Raw genomic sequence first — 14938 nt, forward strand, 5'->3', positions numbered from 1 at the left:
CAGCCATGGCTGCGGGCGCGGTCATTTGGGGGAGATTTCTCCTAGCGCTGAGGGCTCTCCTGGGCCTTGGCTTCCAGCTCACGACGGCGGATTTCGCGCGGGTCGTTGTGAGCGCGGCGACGACGACGGCTGGCGCGGCGCTCCTCCGGCGTCTTCTCGGCCTTGGCGTCAGCCGCGGCGGGCTTCTGCGCAGCCGGCTGTTGCTCGGCCTTGGGGGCTTCGGCTGTCACGTCTGCCTTGGCCGCGGCCGGCTTCGACTGCGGCGCGGCCTTGGGCGCTTCGGCCTTCGGTGCGGCCGGCTTCGACTCGGCCTTGGGTGCTTCAGGCTTAGCGTCGGCCTTTGCTTCGGCGGGCTGCTGCGCGGCTGGCTGCGATTGAGGCTCGGCCTTGGAAGCTTCGTGCTTGGCCTCGGCGGGCTTCTGCGCGGTCGGCTGCGGCTGGGCCTTGGGTGCTTCAGGCTTCGCGTCGGCCTGGGCCTCGACGGGCTTGGGCGCGGTCGGCTGCGGCTCGGCCTTGGGCGCCTCCGGCTTCACGTCGGCCTTGGACTCGGCGGGCTGCTGCGCAGCTGGCTGCGATTGAGGCTCGGCCTTGGGCGCTTCAGGCCTAGCGTCGGCCTTGGCCCCGGCGGGCTTCTGCGCGGCCGGCTGCGGCTCGGCCTTCGGTGCGTCGGCCTTGGCCTCGGCGGGCTTCTGCGCGGCCGGCTGCGGCTCGTCCTTCGGTGCGTCGGCCTTGGTCTCGGCGGGCTTCGGCGCGGCCAGCTGCGGCTCGTCCTTCGGTGCGTCGGCCTTGGCTTCGGCGGGCTTCTGTGCGGTCGGCTGCGGCTCGACCTTGGGCGCTTCGGCTTTTACTTCTGGCTTCGCTTCGGGCTTGGGCTCCGCCTTCGCCTCAGTCTGCGCCACAACCTTGGGCTCGGCCTTCGCTTCGGGCTTGGGCTCCGCCTTCGCCTCAGTCTGCGCCACAACCTTGGGCTCGGCCTTCACGTCAGGCTTGGCGGCTTCGACCTTGTCCGCCTGGGGGGCGTCGGCTATTGCTTCCGCTTGGACCTCGGCCGCTTCAGCCTGGAGTCGCTGCTGCTCGGCTTCGGCCTTGGGGTTGATGGCATACTGACGGCTGCGGTTGCGCGGGTTGTTGCGGATGCGCTTGGGCTTGCCATCGTCTACCGGGGTCTCGGCCCTGGGGGCTGCGGTCTTCGCCTCCGACGACTTGTCGGTAGAGCGATCGTCACGCTTGTCACCGCCGCGGGAGCGACGCGAGTCGTCGCGGGGCTTCTCGTCACGGGCCCTGTCGTCACGGGTCCTGTCGTCGCGCGCCTTGTCATCACGGGGCTTCTCGTCCCTGGACTTCTCGTCACGTGACCGGGGTGCCTCCTGCTGGCGAGCCTGGCGGCCATCGTCCTGGCGTCCGCGGCCACGACCGCCGCGGCTACCGCGGTTGTCACGGCTCTCGGGGCTGTCGGTCTTGCTTTCGCCGCGCTCGCTCTCCTGGCGTGTCGCGCTACGACGCTCTTCGTTGCGCGGGCGACGCTGACGGTTGTTGCGGCCGCCGCGCTCGTCATCGCGCTGTGAGGGCTTGCGGGCGCCGTTGTCACCGCGGGATTCCTCGGCGCGGGAGGCGGGCTTCTGTCCGCTGTCGGCAGGCGCTTCGTCGCCACCCAGCAGCTTGGCGAGGCCCTTGACCAGTCGGCCCAGCACGCCGGCCTGGGGCTCGGCGACCGGTGGCCTGGCGGGGCTCTTGGCCGCCGGGGCAGACGCCGCTGGGGCAGGCGTCGCCGGTGCAGACGTCGCTGGGGCAGAGGCAGCAGGGGCCTCTGCCTGGGCAGTCGGGGCCTCTTGCTGCTGCAGGGAGGCGGGCGCGGGCTCGTGGTGGATCACCGTCTTCACCGCCGCCTCGGCGCGCTGGGCCGGCTTGGCGAAGGTGGACTCGGGCTCGCGGCCGACCTCGGTCTCGGTGGAGAGCTCGAAGCTGGAGAGGGAGGCGGTGCCATCCTCGTCCACATGGTCGTCGCGCAGGCGCTGGACATCATAGTGGGGGGTGTCCATCTCGGTGCTTGGCAGCAGCAGGACCCGCACGCCCTGGCGACGTTCGATCTCGGCCAGCACGGCGCGCTTCTCATTGAGCAGGTAGGTGGCGACCGGCACCGGGAGGATGGCGCGGATTTGTGCGCTGCGATCCTTCATGGCCTCTTCCTCGATCAGGCGCATGATCGACAGCGAGATCGAGCGAACGTCGCGGATGGTGCCCTGTCCGACGCAGCGCGGGCAGACCACGCCGCTCGTCTCGCCAAGCGAGGGTCGCAGGCGCTGGCGGGACATCTCCATCAGGCCGAAGCGCGAGATACGGCCGATCTGCACCCGGGCGCGGTCCAGCTTCAGCGCGTCGCGCATGCGGTTCTCGACGTCGCGCTGGTTGCGCGCCGGGCTCATATCGATGAAATCGATGACCACCAGGCCGCCGATGTCGCGCAGGCGCAGCTGGCGGGCGGTCTCGTCGGCGGCCTCCAGGTTGGTCTGCAGCGCCGTCTCCTCGATGTCGCTGCCGCGGGTAGCGCGGGCCGAGTTGATGTCGATGGAGACCAGCGCCTCGGTGTGGTCGATGACAATGGACCCACCGGAGGGCAGTTTCACCTCACGCTCGTAGGCGGTCTCGATCTGCGACTCGATCTGGAAGCGCGAGAAGAGCGGCACTTCGTCGACGTAGAGCTTGATCTTCTGCTGGTAGGAGGGCATCACCTGGCGGATGAAGGCCAACGCCTCCTGATGGACCGCCTCGCTGTCGATCAGCACCTCGCCGATATCCTGGCGCAGGTAGTCGCGCATGGCGCGGATGATGACGTTGGACTCGCGGTAGATCAGGAAGGGGGCGGATCGCTTGCCAGCCTCGGCGGTGATCGACTCCCACACCTGCACCAGGTAGTCGAGGTCCCACTGCAGCTCCTCGGGGGAGCGGCCGATGCCGGCGGTGCGCACGATCAGGCCCATGCGGTCGGGCACGGTGAGCTGACCCATGGCCTCCTTGAGCTGGCTGCGCTCCTCGCCCTCGATCCGTCGGGAGATGCCGCCGGCCTTGGGGTTGTTGGGCATCAGCACCAGGAAGCGGCCTGCCAGGCTGATGAAGGTGGTCAGCGCCGCGCCCTTGTTGCCACGCTCCTCCTTGTCGACCTGGACGATCACCTCCTGGCCCTCCCTCAGCACCTCCTTGATGCTGGGGCGGCCCGAGGCGGGCTCCTTGACGAAGTACTCGCGGGAGATCTCCTTCAGCGGCAGGAAACCGTGGCGATCGGCACCGAAATCGACGAAGGCGGCCTCCAGGGAAGGCTCGATGCGGGTGATCTTGCCGCGGTAGATATTGGCTTTCTTCTGTTCCCTGGCACCGGATTCGATGTCCAGGTCGTAGAGGCGTTGTCCATCGACCAGCGCGACGCGCAGCTCTTCGGGCTGGGTCGCATTGATGAGCATCCGTTTCATGTTATCTCGCACTATAAGGCGCCGGCGAGTTCGACGTGGCGAACCTCTGTGTGCTGCGTGCCTGTTCTCAGCGTATCGCAGGAATACGCATATTCACGGCCGTGGCGGTTTGATAACGACGCGTCACGGCACGAGCGGTTGAGTACGGGGCGGAGGCAAGACATGTCTCGGCGGGGGTCACCCATCCGGCCCTGCGGTCACCGCCAACACCTGGCATTCATCGATTCGCCGCCGCCGGTCTCCGGCACGCTGTTGGACGTGTCCCGTGGCCTGCCGATGCTCCATGACGGGGGAAACATCGGGGGATCCGGGCGTGGCGCTGTATCGCTGTCTTTCCGTTGCTGCGGGCGGCGGGACGTGTCGACGTCGTCGCGGCCTGATCTTTTCGCTTCGGCCTGCGTGTCTGTCGTGCAGGCGCCTGGGGGACTCATTTCGGCCCATTGAAGCGAACCAGTAATATAACAGCAACAGGGCCTCGCCAGCAATTGGCGCGCCGGGGCGCCCACTGCGATAGAATGCGGCTTTTGGTAGTTTCCGGCAGTGGAGTCTCGGCATGGCCGAAGGACGCGACGTACAGTGGGTCGAGGTGACGGAAGGACAGGATGGCCAGCGGGTCGATAATTTCCTGCTGACCCGCATCAAGGGGGCGCCGCGTGCGCTCATCTATCGCATCGTGCGCAAGGGCGAGGTGCGAGTGAACAAGAAGCGCGTCAAGCCGGACACCCGCCTGGCCATCGGAGACCTGGTGCGCATCCCACCGCTCAAGCTCTCGCCCCGTGAGGCGGTCCGCGAAGTCAGCGACAACCTGCGCAACCTGCTGGCCGGCAGCGTGCTGGTGGAGGGGCGCGACTGGCTGGTGATCAACAAGCCGGCGGGTCTCGCCGTTCACGGCGGTAGCGGGGTCAAGATCGGCCTGATCGAGGCGCTTCGGCAGGTACGCGAGGACCTCGACTTCCTGGAGCTGGTCCATCGTCTGGATCGCGATACCTCCGGCTGTCTGCTTCTGGCCAAGTCGCGCCCGGCGCTGCTGGCGCTGAACACTGCCCTCAAGCAACAGCAGATGGACAAGCGCTACCTGGCACTGGTGGCCGGCCGCTGGCCGGCGCGGCGTGACTATGTGGCGGCGCGGCTGGACCGTTACACCCTGGCCAACGGCGAGCGTCGAGTGCGGGTCGACCCGGGCGGCAAGGTTTCGCGTACCCGCTTCGCGGTGCGTGAGGCCTTTGCGAGGGCGACCCTGATGGAGGCCGAGCCGGTCACCGGGCGCACCCACCAGATCCGCGTGCATGCGGCACACGCCGGCCAACCGCTGCTCGGCGACGACAAGTACGCCAGCCGCGACAGCCAGCGGCTCAGCGCATCGCTCGGGGTTGCACGGCTGTTCCTGCACGCCGAGTCGCTGACCTTCCCCGAGCCCACCAGCGGCCGCCCGGTGCAGATCAAGGCGCCGCTCCCCGAGGAGCTGCAGGCGGTGCTGGCCCGCGCTCGCCGCGACGCCTGAGCCCCTGTTCGACTTTACGCACCGATCACACGCATCGACCACACGGAGACGACAATGCGCTATCGACTGGTGATCTTCGACTGGGATGGCACCCTGATGGACTCGGTGGCACGCATCGTCGACTGCATGCAGGCGGCGTCGCGGGAGGCCGGCTGGGGTGAGCTCGCGCCGGCGAGCGTGCGGAATATCATCGGCCTGGGGCTGCCCGAGGCGATCGCCAGCCTGTGCCCCGGCATCGATCCGGAGCGCGCCGAACTGCTGCGCAGCCGCTACGCCTGGCACTTCGTGGAGGGCAACGACACGCCCATGCGCTTCTTTTCGGGCGTCGAGGAGGGGCTTGTCGGCCTGCGCGGTCGCGGCGGCCAGCGCCTGGCGGTGGCCACCGGCAAGAGCCGCCGCGGCCTCGACCGGGTCTTTCGCGAGAGCGACAGCGGGCGCTGGTTTCACGCTAGCCGTACCGCCGACGAGACCCGCTCCAAGCCCCATCCGCTGATGCTGGAGGAGCTGCTGGTCGAGCTGGAGGTGCCGCTGGAGGAGGCGGTGATGGTGGGCGATACCGAATACGATCTGGAAATGGCCCGGGCCATCGGCATGGACCGGGTGGCGGTGACCTGGGGCGTGCATGCGCACGCGCGGCTGGCGGCCAGTCGGCCGATCTTCACCGCCGAAGCGGTACCCGAGCTATTTGACTGGCTGCAAGGACGATAAGTGATGAGCGACGACGACCAGAAGCGCGGCGATAGCCAGGATCCCTGGACCCAGGGGCCGGAGCGGCCCCCCGAGCAGGCCCGTGCGGAGCGCGAGGCGCGTCGGGCGACGCAGTCGCAGGCAGCAGAAAAGGCGGAGAGCGCCGAGACCCTGCGTGAGCGCCAGCGTCTTCAGCAGATGGAAATGATGGATCGCTGGATCGGCGGCGTGCTCACGGAACAGCGACGTTCCCGGCGCTGGAAGCTGTTCTTTCGTTTCCTATTCTTGGCGCTGATCCTGGCGTCACTGTCGGCGACCCTCTATAGCCTGCTGGCCGGCCCTCCCGGTCGCAGCGCCGCGACCGGCCCGCACCTGGGGGTGGTCAAGGTGCGCGGGGTGATCGACTCGGAGTCGCCGGCCAGTGCCGAGCGCATCATCACCGGGCTCAATCGCGCCTGGGAGGCCGAGGGCAGCGAAGCGGTGGTGCTGCAGATCGACAGCCCCGGCGGCAGCCCGGTGCAGTCTCAGCGGATCTATGACGAGATCATGCGGCTGCGCGGCGAGGGCGACAAGCCGATCATCGCGGTGATCGAGGACGTGGGGGCCAGCGGCGCCTACTATATCGCCGCGGCGGCAGACGAGATCCTGGTCGCCCCGGCCAGCCTGGTGGGTTCCATCGGGGTGATCTCGGCCAGCTTCGGGTTCGAGGAGGCGATCGAGCGCCTGGGCGTGGAGCGGCGCGTCTTCGCCGCCGGCGACAACAAGGCCTTCCTCGACCCCTTCTCGGAACTGGCACCCGAACAGCGCCAGTTTTGGCAGTCGGTGCTGGCGACCACTCACCGCCAGTTCATCGAGGCGGTGCGCGAAGGGCGAGGCGATCGCCTGAGCGACGACGAACGACTGTTCAGCGGCCTGGTGTGGAGCGGCGAGCAGGCCGTGGAACTCGGCCTGGTGGACGGCATCGGCAGCCTGGGTGGCCTGGCCCGGGAGCGGCTGCCCGAGCCCAAGGTGCGCGACTACACCCCGCGCCTCGATCCGTTCGAGCGCCTCTCCCGGCAGTTCGGTCGCGTTGCCATGGAGCTGTTGGGCGTGCCCCGCGCCGACTCGCCGCTGCGCTACCAGCTTTACTAGCTTGAAGCTAGAAGAGCGGCGCTCCGCGCCTGGAAGCTGGAAGAAAAACCTTGGCGCTAGCGTTGGTGGCGAGATGTTGTCTTCCAGCTTCCAGCTTCCAGCTTACGGCTTCAGGGGATCCAGCCCCGCCTCTCGTAGCATGGCGCAGAGGCGGATCAGCGGCAGGCCGATCAGGGTGTTGGGGTCATCGCCTTCGAGTCGTTCGAACAGGGCGATGCCCAGGCCCTCCATGCGGAAGCTGCCGGCGCACTCCAGCGGCATCTCCTTTTCCACGTAGCGGGCGATCTCGTCCTCGCCGAGCGGGCGGAACACCACGTCGTAGGTCTCGTGCGTCACCCAGTGGCGGCCGTTGCGCGTATCCAGCAGCGCCAGGCCGGTAAGAAAGCAGACGCGGTGGCCGGAGAAGCGGGCCAGGTTAGCTCGAGCGGTGGGCGCATCGCCTGGCTTGCCGAGAATCTCGTCCTCGAACAGTGCCACCTGGTCCGAGCCGATGATCAGATGGTCGGGCCAGGCATCGGCCAGCCGCTGGGCCTTGGCCAGCGCCAGTCGCTGCACCAGGGCGGCGGGGGCCTCGTCCGGGTGCGGGGTCTCGTCGATATCCGGGCTCTGCCAGGTGTAAGGAAGTTCCAGCCGATCGAATAGCTGGCGGCGCCAGCGAGAACCGGAGGCGAGGACAAGGCGTGGCATGGGTGTGGTTCCTGGTCGAGGTGACGGGCGCAGCGTAGCATGAAGCCGGCGGGCTGCAGGACGATCGCCAAGGGTTCGGGGAGGCCGGCGGCGGCCCTCGCCAGACACAGGTGCGATTGCGTCACGGCGGCTTTGACAGGGGCAGGGGGAGTGCCTATCATTGCGCGCCTATGTTGACCACACGACTTCCCCGCAGGGTCGAGCCTTACAAGCTCGCGGCCCGAGCCGAGCGACTCGAGGGCCTGATGGCTCTCGCCGATCTTGCGCGTCTGACCGAAGAGGTCGGCCCTCAGAGCGGCGATCTTCGGGTCACTCTTGACTTCGGCATCGACCCCCAGGGTCGCCGCGTGATTCACGGCTGGCTGGAGGCCGACCTGCAGCTGCCTTGCCGGCGCTGCCTGTCGCCGATGGCACAGCACGTGGAGAGCGAGTTCCTGCTTGGCATGGTGACCAGCGACGACCTGGCAGCCGAGTTGCCGAGCACTCACGAGCCGGTGCTGGTGGAAGACGAACAGCTGAACCTGCTGACGGTGGTCGAGGACGAACTTATCCTCAGCCTGCCTCAGGTGGTTTACCACGATGAGGCCGACTGTGAGGTCTCTCGCGACCAGCTGACCAGCGGGGAGGATGCCGCCGCATCCCGGGAGCCCGCAGCGAGCCCCTTCGACGTGCTTCGGCATCTCAAGGGCAAATCCTGATACATCATCGTTTCACTCTGGAGTGACATCCCATGGCAGTTCAAAAGAACCGCAAGACACGTTCCAAGCGCGGCATGCGTCGCAGCCACGATGCCCTGAGCGCTCCGGCCCTGTCTCAGGACAAGGAAACCGGCACGACTCACCTGCGTCACCACGTCTCTCCGGACGGCTTCTACCGTGGCCGCAAGGTCGTCGACGCCTGAGGCGACGACGCATCCTTCGGTAACGCCTGGCCGCTGATTCCCCGTGCGTATCGCCATTGACGCGATGGGCGGTGACCTCGGTCCCCGTGCCACCGTGCGTGGGGCGGCCAGTGCGGCCCTGCACGACCCCCATCTCGAGATCCGGCTGTTCGGCCCCCGACGCCAGCTGGAGGGTGAGATATCCTGCCTGCCGCGGCGTCTCGTCGCGGCGGGTTCGCGTCTGGAGGTTGTGGATGCCGCCGGGGTGATCGCGCCGGGGCAGCGCCCTGCCGACGCGCTGCGCCACGGCCAGGCCAGCAGCATGGCCAGGATGCTGGCCGCCGTGGCGGCCGGTGACGCCGCAGCCGGTGTCAGTGCCGGCAACACCGGCGCACTGGTGGCCCTGGGTCGTAAGGCGCTGGGAACCGTGGCCGGCATTCCCCGTCCCGCGATCAGCACCGCGATGCCGACGCGCAGCCAGGGGCGTTGCTATCTGCTCGACCTGGGTGCCAACGTCGAGGCCTCCGCCGAGCGGCTGGTAGACTTCGCCCTGATGGGCGAGCTGATGGCCCGTCACGTGGATGGGCTCGAGGCCCCCCGGGTGGCGCTGCTCAACGTCGGGGTGGAGGGCACCAAGGGCACGGCCAGCGTTCGCGAGGCGGACGCGCGGCTGCGTGCCATGGAACGGCTCGACTATCGCGGCTACGTGGAAGGCGACGGTATCTTCGCGGGGCAGGTGGACGTGGTGGTATGCGACGGCTTCGTCGGTAACGCCGTGCTCAAGGCCAGCGAAGGCTTGGCGCGGATGCTGGTGGCCCGCGTGCAGGCGACCTTCGAGGCCCACTGGAGCAGCCGGCTGGTGGGGGCGCTGGCGCGGCCGGCGCTGCGGCGCCTGAGGGGCGAGCTGGACCCGGTGCGCTACAATGGCGCCAGCCTGCTGGGTCTGGCCGGCATCGTGGTGAAGAGTCACGGCGGTGCCGACGCCGCCGGCTTCCACTTCGCGGTGCTGCGGGCGGTACAGGAGGTGCGGCACGACCTGCCGCGCTGTCTGGCGGCCGGTCTGGCGCCGCGGCGGGGGGTTGGCGAGTCGGTCGGTAGGGCCGGTCGAGTCGCCAGCGATCTCGATATCCTCACGCCGGGACCTCCCGGTGATGGTGACAGCCAACAAGAGCAAAGGTGACCAAGATGACTCAATCCCTCGCCCTCGTGTTCCCCGGGCAGGGTTCCCAGCAGGTCGGCATGCTGCGGGAGCTGGCGGAACGCTACAGCGTGGTGCGCACCTCGTTCGAGGAGGCCTCCGATGCGCTGGGCTATGACCTCTGGCAGGTGGTGCAGGAGGGCCCGGCGGACGCCCTCAACGCCACCGCCTGCACCCAGCCGGCGCTGCTCACCGCCAGCGTCGCCATCTGGCGGGTCTGGCAGGAACTGGAGGGGCCGCGCCCCGGCGCGATGGCCGGCCACAGCCTCGGCGAATACAGCGCCATGGTGTGTGCCGGGGTGATGACCTTCGCCGAGGGTGTGAAGCTGGTGCGCCTGCGGGGCGAGGCGATGCAGGCCGCGGTGCCGGTGGGCGAGGGCGCCATGGCGGCGATCCTGGGCCTCGACGATGCCGTCGTGGAGCAAGCCTGTGCCGATGCCGCCCAGGGTGAGGTGGTCTCGGCGGTCAACTACAATGCCCCTGGCCAGGTGGTGATCGCCGGCGGTAGCGCCGCCGTGGAGCGTGCCATCGCCGCCTGCCAGGTGGCTGGCGCCAAGCGTGCCATGCCGCTGCCGGTGTCGGTGCCGTCACACTGTGCGCTGATGGAGCCCGCCGCCGAGCGCCTGGCAGAGGCCATGGATGCAATCGAGCTGCGTGCGCCGCGCTATACCGTGTTCCAGAATGTGGATGCCCAAGCCCACGCCGACGCGGAGACCCTGCGCACCCGGCTGATCGAGCAGCTCTATCGCCCGGTGCGCTGGACCTCCTGCGTCGAAGCGATGGTCGAGGGCGGCGCCGAGGTGTTCATCGAGTGCGGTCCGGGTAAGGTGCTCACCGGTCTGGGCAAGCGTATCGCTCGTGGCAGCAAGGGACTGGCGGTCAACGACCCGGACAGCCTGGAGGCGGCCCTGGAGCTGGCCCGCAGCGTAGCCAACGGCACCTCGGCCAACGGCTGAACCATTCCTCAGGACGAAGGCGAAATCACCATGACAACCGAAACGAGAGTTGCCCTGATCACCGGCGCCAGCCGCGGCATCGGCCGCGCCATCGCCCACGAGCTGGGCCGTCAGGGGCGCATCGTGATCGGCACCGCCACCAGCGACGCCGGCGCCGAGAAGATCGCCGCCGACCTCAAGGCTCAGGGCATCCAGGGCGCAGGGCGCAGGCTCGATGTCACCGACCCGGCCAGTGTCGACGCCTTGGTCAAGGCGGTCACCGAGGAGTTCGGCGCGCCGACCATCCTGGTCAACAACGCCGGTATCACCCGTGACAACCTGCTGATGCGCATGAAGGAAGAGGAGTGGGGTGACGTCGTCGCCACCAACCTCACGTCGGTCTATCGCGTCAGCAAGGCGTGCCTGCGCGGCATGACCCGGGCCCGCTTCGGCCGCATCGTCAACATCAGCTCGGTAGTGGCCACCATGGGCAACCTGGGCCAGACCAACTATGCTGCCGCCAAGGCGGGCATGGAGGGGTTCACCCGTGCCCTGGCACGCGAGGTCGCCTCGCGTGCCATCACCGTCAATTCGGTGGCCCCGGGCTTCATCGCCACCGACATGACCCAGGCGCTGCCCGAGGAGCAGCACAAGATGCTGCTGGGCCAGATTCCCCTGGCGCGGCTGGGCCAGCCCGAGGAGATCGCGGCGGCGGTGGGCTTCCTGACCGGCGAGACGGCGAGCTATATCACCGGCGAGACGCTGCACGTCAACGGCGGTATGAACATGCGTTGAGACCCTGCTGGGGCGGCGGTTGCGCCGGCCCCGGGGCGTCTATAAACTACCCCGCAGCTTCCGTCTGCGGATCTGGAACCCCAACGGCTGGTCATCTGGACAGCCAATTTGAACGACTGGAGTACGTCATAATGAGCACCATCGAAGAGCGCGTGAAGAAGGTTGTGGCCGAGCGCCTGAACGTCAAGGAGGAGGATATCCAGAACAGCTCCTCCTTCACCGAGGACCTGGGTGCCGATTCCCTGGATACCGTCGAGCTGGTCATGGCGCTCGAGGAAGAGTTCGATACCGAAATCCCGGACGAAGAAGCCGAGAAGATCACTACCGTTCAGGAAGCCATCGACTACGTCAACGCCCACCAGTAAGCCTGGTGGCGGTCGATGCCGCCTGACGCGGGGAACTGGTTTCCCCTGAAAAAAGCCGCCCAGCGAGGCGGCTTTTTCGTGGCAGGGTGCCGCGGGGCTTGTCAGGGCAGCACTGGGCGGGGAGACTCGTTATAATGCCCGCATTGGACGGCTCCTCGCGGGGAGTCCTGTCATACTGGATGTCTGGAGGAACACTGATGGCACGTAGAAGGGTTGTGGTGACCGGCCTTGGCCTGGTCACGCCGGTGGGGAATAGCGTCGAGGAGAGCTGGTCCAACATCAAGGCCGGCAGGAGCGGCATAGTCCCCATCGAGCACTTCGATGCCAGCGGTTTCAGTACTCGCTTCGGCGGCTCGATCAGGGATTTCGATATCAGCCCCTACTTGAACCCCAAGGAGGCCCGCAAGATGGACCTCTTCATCCAGTATGGGGTGGCGGCCGGGGCCCAGGCGATCCAGGATTCGGGGATCGAGTGTACCGATGAGAACGCCGCACGCATCGGCGTGGCGATCGGCTCCGGCATCGGCGGTCTGCCGATGATCGAGCACAATCACAGCGCCATGCTGAAGAGCGGCCCGCGGCGCATCTCGCCCTTCTTCGTACCCGGCTCGATCATCAACATGATCTCCGGCAACCTGGCAATCCTGCACGGTTTCCGCGGTCCCAACATCGCCATCACCACCGCCTGCACCACCGGCACCCACAATATTGGCTACAGTGCCCGGACCATCGCCTACGGCGACGCCGACGTGATGATCTGCGGCGGTGCCGAGATGGCCACCACCCCCCTGGGCCTGGGCGGCTTCTCCGCGGCGCGGGCGCTCTCCACCCGGAACGATGACCCCGAGGCGGCCAGCCGCCCCTGGGATCGTGACCGCGATGGCTTCGTGCTCTCCGATGGCGCCGGAGTGCTGGTACTGGAGGAGTACGAGCACGCCAAGGCCCGCGGCGCGACCCTCTATGCCGAGCTGGTCGGCTTCGGCATGAGCGACGACGCCTACCACATGACCGCCCCACCCGTGGATGGCAGCGGTGCGGCGCTCTCCATGGCCAACGCCATCCGCGACGCCCGTCTCGACCCCTCGGCCATCGACTACATCAACGCCCACGGCACCTCCACCTCGGCCGGCGATCTCGCCGAAAGCCGCGCGGTCGAGAAGGTGATGGGCGAGGCGGCGAAGTCCGTGGCGGTGAGTTCCACCAAGTCGATGATCGGCCACCTGCTGGGCGCCGCCGGTGCCGTGGAAGCGGTGTTCTCCATTCTGGCGATCCGCGACCAGGTGGCGCCGCCGACCATCAACCTGGACAACCCCCAGGAAGGCTGCCACCTCGACTACGTGCCGCACACCGCCCGCGAGATGAAGGTCGACGTGGCGCTGTCGAACTCCTTCGGCTTCGGCGGCACCAACGGCACCCTGGTCTTCTCCCGGGTGTGACGGGCGAGGGCGCCTGGCCCCTGGACGACCGCGGGGCCGCCTACGGTGACGGTCTGTTCGAGACCGTGCTGCTGCGCGATGGTCGTCCCCTGCTATGGGACGAGCATCTGGCGCGGCTGGCCCGCGGCTGCCATGCACTGGGCATTCCGATGCCGGCGGAGCGCGAGCTGGCAGTACCCCTGGCCGACGCCGGCAACGGTCTCGAGGTGCTCAAGCTGATGCTGACTCGCGGCAGTGGCGGACGGGGCTACCGGCCGCCGGTCTCCCCCGAGCCTCGCCTGCGCTGGCAGCTTGCCGCCTTCGCCCCCGCCGAGAGCCGCTGGCAGGAGGGCGTGCGGGTTCGCCACTGCCGCCTGCGGCTCGGTCTGCAGCCGGCGCTGGCCGGCCTCAAGCACCTCAACCGCCTGGAGAATGTGCTGGCCCGGGCCGAGTGGGACGATGAGGCAGTCGCCGAGGGGCTGCTCTGTGACAGCGACGGCAGGCTGGTGGAAGCCACCGCCATGAATCTCTTCTGGCAGCGTGCCGGCCGCCTGGAAACACCGCGGCTCCATCGCTGTGGCGTGGTCGGGACCCTGCGTGAGGCCTTGAGGGAACGCCTCGCCATCACCGAGGTCGATGTCGGGCCGGAGGCGTTGGCCCAGGCCGAGGCGCTGTGGCTCGGCAACTCGGTGCAGGGGGTCTGGCCGGTGGTGCGCCTGGATGACGCCGGCGGCGGTGAGCCCCAGCGCTGGTCGCTCACGCCCGACCACCGGCGCTTCCAGGCCGAGGCCCATCGCCTGCTGGGCTATCCGCTTCCCGATTCGACCTGACCCGCTCTCAAAGAACGACGACACGACGAGGACGCCGATGCTGCGTGTGCTGAAGATTCTGCTGGTGCTGGCCATCCTGGCCGGCGCGGCCCTGTTTGGCGGCTACCGCTACTGGGAGTCTCGCCTCGAGGCACCCATCGCCGTGGAGGCGTCGACCCTCTATGAGGTGCCCCGCGGCGCCGGCTACAACCGCGTGGTGGCAGACCTGGCCCAGCGCGGGATCATTCAGGATGACTGGGCCTTCCGCCTGCTGACCCGCCTGGAGCCCGAGAGTGTGCCGCGCCTGCGTGCCGGCGAGTTCATGCTGGAGCCCGGCATGAGCGGGCGCGAACTGGTTGCGCTGCTCGGCAGCGATCGGGTAGTCACTTACCCGCTGACCATTCCCGAGGGCTGGACCTTCCGCCAGATGCGTGACCTGCTGGACAACGCCCCCAAGCTGGAGAATCGCACCGCAGGCCTCTCCGACGAGGAGGTGATGGCGCTGCTTGACCGCGAAGGCGTCTACCCCGAGGGCTGGTTCTTCCCCGACACCTATCGCTACCACAAGGGGGTGAGCGACCTGGAGATCCTGCGCCAGGCGCTCACCCGCATGGAGAGCATCCTCGAGGAAGTCTGGGAGGAGCGTGCCGACGACCTGACCATCGAGTCTTCCTACGAGGCGCTGATCATGGCCTCGCTGATCGAGCGGGAGACCGGGGCGCCGGAGGAGCGCCGCGAGATCGCCGGCGTCTTCAAGCGGCGCATGGAGACCGGGATGCGCCTGCAGACCGACCCCACGGTGATCTACGGCATGGGCGAGCGCTATGAGGGCCGCATCACCCGCGCCGACCTGCGCGAGGCGACGCCCTACAACACCTATGTGATCGACGGCATGCCGCCGACGCCCATCGCCATGCCCGGCCTGGCGTCGCTTGCGGCCGCGGTGGACCCGCTGCCCGGCGAGACCCTCTACTTCGTCTCCCGCGGCGACGGCACTCACCACTTCTCGCGCACCCTGCGCGAGCACAACAATGCGGTGAACCGGTATATCCGCAATCGCTGACTGGAGCA

14 protein-coding genes are annotated in these 14938 nt (G+C 68.3%); 12 read left to right on the forward strand and 2 right to left on the reverse strand.

The features are described from left to right. Positions 1–41 precede the first annotated feature (41 nt). On the reverse strand, positions 42–3464 hold the full coding sequence (rne, locus tag ACM26W_RS08025; RefSeq protein WP_416140303.1) for a ribonuclease E: 3423 nt from the start codon (positions 3462–3464) through the stop codon (positions 42–44). A gap of 553 nt (positions 3465–4017) precedes the next feature. Here rne and ACM26W_RS08030 point away from each other — a divergent pair. From ACM26W_RS08030 to sppA, 3 genes are read left to right on the forward strand one after another with little or no spacing between them, the layout of a single operon-like run. After that, a complete protein-coding gene (locus tag ACM26W_RS08030; RefSeq protein WP_416140304.1) occupies positions 4018–4965 on the forward strand; it encodes an RluA family pseudouridine synthase in 948 nt (315 codons plus the stop codon). Positions 4966–5019: 54 nt separating this feature from the next. Next, positions 5020–5673, forward strand: coding sequence for an HAD-IA family hydrolase (locus ACM26W_RS08035; RefSeq protein ID WP_416140305.1), 654 nt, complete (start codon positions 5020–5022; stop codon positions 5671–5673). A gap of 3 nt (positions 5674–5676) precedes the next feature. Then, positions 5677–6783, forward strand: coding sequence for a signal peptide peptidase SppA (gene sppA, locus ACM26W_RS08040; RefSeq protein ID WP_416140306.1), 1107 nt, complete (start codon positions 5677–5679; stop codon positions 6781–6783). 102 nt (positions 6784–6885) lie between these two features. Here sppA and ACM26W_RS08045 read toward each other — a convergent pair whose 3' ends face one another. Continuing rightward, complete coding sequence (locus tag ACM26W_RS08045; protein ID WP_416140307.1) at positions 6886–7470, reverse strand: Maf family protein; 585 nt, start codon at positions 7468–7470, stop codon at positions 6886–6888. A gap of 170 nt (positions 7471–7640) precedes the next feature. Here ACM26W_RS08045 and ACM26W_RS08050 point away from each other — a divergent pair, with 170 nt between their 5' ends. From ACM26W_RS08050 to mltG, 9 genes are all read left to right on the forward strand, one after another. Beyond that, positions 7641–8168, forward strand: coding sequence for a YceD family protein (locus ACM26W_RS08050; protein WP_416140308.1), 528 nt, complete (start codon positions 7641–7643; stop codon positions 8166–8168). A 32-nt stretch (positions 8169–8200) separates the two neighbouring features. After that, a complete protein-coding gene (rpmF, locus tag ACM26W_RS08055) occupies positions 8201–8371 on the forward strand; it encodes a 50S ribosomal protein L32 (protein ID WP_416140309.1) in 171 nt (56 codons plus the stop codon). Positions 8372–8414: 43 nt separating this feature from the next. After that, the gene (gene plsX / locus ACM26W_RS08060; RefSeq protein ID WP_416140310.1) at positions 8415–9530 is read left to right on the forward strand and encodes a phosphate acyltransferase PlsX; all 1116 of its coding nucleotides are present in this window, start codon (positions 8415–8417) and stop codon (positions 9528–9530) included. Between the two features lie 5 nt (positions 9531–9535). After that, the gene (gene fabD / locus ACM26W_RS08065) at positions 9536–10504 is read left to right on the forward strand and encodes an ACP S-malonyltransferase (RefSeq protein WP_416140311.1); all 969 of its coding nucleotides are present in this window, start codon (positions 9536–9538) and stop codon (positions 10502–10504) included. Between the two features lie 30 nt (positions 10505–10534). After that, positions 10535–11278 carry a 3-oxoacyl-ACP reductase FabG gene (fabG, locus tag ACM26W_RS08070; RefSeq protein WP_416140312.1) on the forward strand — a complete coding sequence of 248 codons (744 nt, stop codon included), beginning with the start codon at positions 10535–10537 and terminating at the stop codon, positions 11276–11278. A gap of 131 nt (positions 11279–11409) precedes the next feature. Next, a complete protein-coding gene (gene acpP, locus ACM26W_RS08075; protein ID WP_008956801.1) occupies positions 11410–11643 on the forward strand; it encodes an acyl carrier protein in 234 nt (77 codons plus the stop codon). Positions 11644–11840: 197 nt separating this feature from the next. Continuing rightward, positions 11841–13079 (forward strand): beta-ketoacyl-ACP synthase II, encoded by a 1239-nt coding sequence (gene fabF, locus ACM26W_RS08080; protein ID WP_416140313.1) that lies wholly within the window; start codon positions 11841–11843, stop codon positions 13077–13079. Then, positions 13076–13888, forward strand: coding sequence for an aminodeoxychorismate lyase (gene pabC, locus ACM26W_RS08085; RefSeq protein ID WP_416140314.1), 813 nt, complete (start codon positions 13076–13078; stop codon positions 13886–13888). The genes fabF and pabC overlap by 4 nt, the downstream gene beginning before the upstream one ends. Positions 13889–13925: 37 nt before the next feature. Further along, a complete protein-coding gene (mltG, locus tag ACM26W_RS08090) occupies positions 13926–14930 on the forward strand; it encodes an endolytic transglycosylase MltG (protein ID WP_416140315.1) in 1005 nt (334 codons plus the stop codon). Positions 14931–14938: the final 8 nt, after the last annotated feature.

The sequence above is a fragment of the Halomonas sp. HK25 genome, assembly GCF_047795635.1.
In the GTDB taxonomy this organism is placed as follows: Bacteria; Pseudomonadota; Gammaproteobacteria; order Pseudomonadales; family Halomonadaceae; genus Halomonas.

Bases quoted from the DNA above. Each gene is read 5' to 3' on its own strand.
- rne (WP_416140303.1), bottom strand. From the start codon at position 3,464: ATGAAACGGATGCTCATCAATGCGACCCAGCCCGAAGAGCTGCGCGTC.
- ACM26W_RS08030 (WP_416140304.1), top strand. From the start codon at position 4,018: ATGGCCGAAGGACGCGACGTACAGTGGGTCGAGGTGACGGAAGGACAG.
- ACM26W_RS08035 (WP_416140305.1), top strand. From the start codon at position 5,020: ATGCGCTATCGACTGGTGATCTTCGACTGGGATGGCACCCTGATGGAC.
- sppA (WP_416140306.1), top strand. From the start codon at position 5,677: ATGAGCGACGACGACCAGAAGCGCGGCGATAGCCAGGATCCCTGGACC.
- ACM26W_RS08045 (WP_416140307.1), bottom strand. From the start codon at position 7,470: ATGCCACGCCTTGTCCTCGCCTCCGGTTCTCGCTGGCGCCGCCAGCTA.
- ACM26W_RS08050 (WP_416140308.1), top strand. From the start codon at position 7,641: ATGTTGACCACACGACTTCCCCGCAGGGTCGAGCCTTACAAGCTCGCG.
- rpmF (WP_416140309.1), top strand. From the start codon at position 8,201: ATGGCAGTTCAAAAGAACCGCAAGACACGTTCCAAGCGCGGCATGCGT.
- fabD (WP_416140311.1), top strand. From the start codon at position 9,536: ATGACTCAATCCCTCGCCCTCGTGTTCCCCGGGCAGGGTTCCCAGCAG.
- fabG (WP_416140312.1), top strand. From the start codon at position 10,535: ATGACAACCGAAACGAGAGTTGCCCTGATCACCGGCGCCAGCCGCGGC.
- acpP (WP_008956801.1), top strand. From the start codon at position 11,410: ATGAGCACCATCGAAGAGCGCGTGAAGAAGGTTGTGGCCGAGCGCCTG.
- fabF (WP_416140313.1), top strand. From the start codon at position 11,841: ATGGCACGTAGAAGGGTTGTGGTGACCGGCCTTGGCCTGGTCACGCCG.
- mltG (WP_416140315.1), top strand. From the start codon at position 13,926: ATGCTGCGTGTGCTGAAGATTCTGCTGGTGCTGGCCATCCTGGCCGGC.